The organism is Lysinibacillus sp. NPDC059133 (assembly GCF_042755925.1).
Taxonomy (GTDB): Bacteria; Bacillota; Bacilli; order Bacillales_A; family Planococcaceae; genus Lysinibacillus.
In genome coordinates this window covers 1,393-4,347 of record NZ_JBHZDH010000100.1, presented here as the reverse complement: position 1 = coordinate 4,347, position 2,955 = coordinate 1,393, and the positions used below count along the sequence as shown (strand labels likewise).

General features: G+C 32.7%; 2 protein-coding genes and 1 pseudogene. 2 read left to right on the top strand and 1 reads right to left on the bottom strand.

The window, feature by feature from the left end; translation table 11 throughout:
* Together ACFXN8_RS25965 and ACFXN8_RS25960 are read left to right on the top strand one after the other, a co-directional pair.
* Window positions 1-448: pseudogene (locus ACFXN8_RS25965) on the top strand (hypothetical protein); the annotation flags it as partial.
* A gap of 356 nt (window positions 449-804) precedes the next feature.
* Window positions 805-1,329 (top strand): GNAT family N-acetyltransferase, encoded by a 525-nt coding sequence (locus ACFXN8_RS25960; RefSeq protein ID WP_386848272.1) that lies wholly within the window; start codon window positions 805-807, stop codon window positions 1,327-1,329.
* A gap of 468 nt (window positions 1,330-1,797) precedes the next feature.
* Here the strand turns inward: ACFXN8_RS25960 and ACFXN8_RS25955 are convergent, their stop codons facing one another.
* Window positions 1,798-2,553: a hypothetical protein gene (locus ACFXN8_RS25955; protein WP_386848268.1), complete on the bottom strand. Its 756-nt coding sequence runs from the start codon at window positions 2,551-2,553 to the stop codon at window positions 1,798-1,800.
* Between the last annotated feature and the right edge of the window lie 402 nt (window positions 2,554-2,955).

The following is a 2,955-nucleotide window of genomic DNA, read 5'->3' as shown; positions in this document are numbered from 1 at the left end:
GCATCTAGAAGATGATGAGCGTGAAACGATCTCTAGCAAAATGTATCTTTATAACAATCGTAATAATGAAGTGAAGGAATGGACAATTCCAGCCGAATTAAAACCACATACAAAGTCGATGATTCTTCAAGGAACAGATATATTCATTCCAGTTCATTCAGCCAATGGGCTAGAACTGAACCGTTATAATATAGAAAAGGAACAGTGGGAAGAGCCTTTAAACTTTAAGTATCCAAGCATTGCTAATGTTAAAGAAGAACCTTTTTTACAGATTACAGATGGTAAATTATATTTAGCCAATCGTGCTTCGGAGGGTAATTTGTTCTTTATCGGTGATTTACGAACAGGTGAATCATTATATGAAGGTAAAATCATCATCGAAAATAAAGAAAATCTAGATGCAGATTCCTCACTTATTATCGAGCAATTATATAACAACATGAATTAAATTAAAGAACATATAATTTAGAAAATTAGAGTAAGCAGCTTTGGCAGGTATGAATTCCATCATTCATATCTGCCGATTTTTGATCTTTGGATTGATGATTGTGAAATTAGTCATTGGGTGGAGTCAAAGGGAACTTTTCTTATTGAGCTAGCGGAGCAGTCAAGTTCAATAACCAAAATGGATATTAGTTAATTACGAATAGGAAATTTGTTTAAAATTGGAACCTTTATTCATTTCAAGCGTATTAAAGTCAAGGGGATTCTTGAATAAAACCTTAAAGAGATTAGCAAAGTCAGAGAATTTTACAAGATATGCTATTTTCGAAAAAGAAACAGGAGAATGAGGGAATTATTATGATGATAAAGGGAATGTTTGTTTACTTAAGACCTATTAAAGATGAAGATATAGAAAGTATTTATAAGTCTTGTCAGGATGAAGAGTTTTTGTACATGACTGGCACTCGAAAGTCATTTACTCTTGATGAAATAAATAAAAGTTATAAACAGTTTAGCAAAGACCCCACACGTTATGATTTTGCCATTTGTTTATTGGATAGTAATGAAATAATAGGTGATTTAGCCATCTTAGACATTGATCAAAACAACAAAAAGGCGGGTTTTAGAATATCACTACATAGTAGAGATACTTTGAACAAAGGTTATGGTACTGAAGCAACTCAACTTGCACAGAAATTTACTTTTGAGGAGCTTAAACTAAATCGTTTGGAATTAGAGGTATTTTCTCATAATATTCGTGGCATAAAAGCATATGAAAAAGCAGGATTTATAAAAGAAGGAACATTGAGACAATCCCTTTATATGAACAATAAATACTCTGATGAAGTACTTATGGGAATGCTTCAAGAAGACTACTATAAATAAAGAGTATTCAGTTCTTCTGATACAAATCGTATATTTGTGATGTAATACACTTAAACTAACAGGGGCTTTACTTGAAGATCATTGAGTTGCATAAGCAGCTCTTTTTTTCTTATTGAACTAATGGTGCAGGGTAGTTCAATAAGGGGCTCGTAATAAAAGTGCATATGTACGACAAGAAATTGTCTGAATATGTACGATTTTATACAGACAGTGCACCAGCAGCATTTTTCTGCAAATCAAAAAAAGACTTACAGTAACTGCATTCAAGGCCTTTGCATAAAAAAAACGTATGGACGTATCGCACCCAAAACAACCTCAAAACGCTGTACTATCAACATTTTGAGGTTGTGTGTGCCCAAATTAGCACTTAGGAACGTTTATTAGATTTGTTTTGTATATAGTAATAACTTTATTCAACTAAAACGCTTATGTATTTAAATAGGTTTTGGTAGATTATAAATAATCTACTCAATTATTATTAGCATTCGCTTCCTTTACAATTTGCTTTAAGTATCCTTTTGGAATAGATCTAGTCATTAAGATATTATTCGTAACTGATTGTCCATCAATCATTGTAATTTCAAGTAAAAGTTTATCCTTCGAACTAAGTTTGTATGGTTCGTTGATAAGAATATCTACTGAACTTCCCTGTGTAAGTGTGAGTGGAAAATCAACTTCCTCATTATTCTGTTCGAATGAAATCGTAGCTACACTATCATAATGACCGATTGAATCAATCGTTTCATCTTTAGAGGATGTATACGTATAGCGAAGTAAATCATCATTCTTTATTACGTCTACTGCCTCACCTTCCATTAGTAGAACAAGTGTTGTATCAATTGGAGAATAGTTTTCAAATGAAATTTCAACAGGTAATGTACGCTCTTCTAATGAAAGAAAGTAGGAGAGCTGTTCGTCTGTTAGTTCAACTACATCTTCTCGTAGCTCATAGCCATTTTGTACTGCTAATACTTCTGTAAAATTAGTTTCCCCATCCCAATTACCACTGTTTCGCGGAGGGTAAAATCCTTTTGTATTATGTGCAATTTCCATTAAATACGTATCGTTATTTTGTTCAACTATGTATGAAACGGCTAATGTTTTACTTACTTCGTCAAGTTGAACGGACATCACAATAGGTTCTTCAACGTGTGCTTTAGGCCAAAACCAATATACACCAATTGCGCCTATCACTACTAAAATAATTATGGATTTCTTCATCAATTATAATACCCCCAACAATATAACACATCATAATTAACCTATTTTACCATAATTATGATGCGAGAAGTTCCAAAAGAGTTGTTTCTGGCACGCTACCCCATATAGAATAAAAGAGAAGTTCTTAATTAAAGAGTTAAAATTATAAGCTAGAAAATATATGAGGAATAGTGTCTGGTGACCTTTTCTTCTTAATTTGTAAGCAGAAGTATTCCTGTAATAAAAGAACAAAGATTTAGAAATGGATTTTAAAAAAATCAAGTTAGCTTGTGAAATGTTACACTTAAACTCCCATGAAAGAACTTAATCATCTTTCATTTTCTGTGGTGAAGAGCAGATTTTTGCGCTTCATAGATGGCTAACGGGGGCGTTAATGAAAGATCATTGAGTTGCATAGGCAGCTCT

Coding starts and splice junctions, on each gene's coding strand:
- ACFXN8_RS25960 (WP_386848272.1), top strand. CDS start 805: ATGATAAAGGGAATGTTTGTTTACTTAAGACCTATTAAAGATGAAGAT.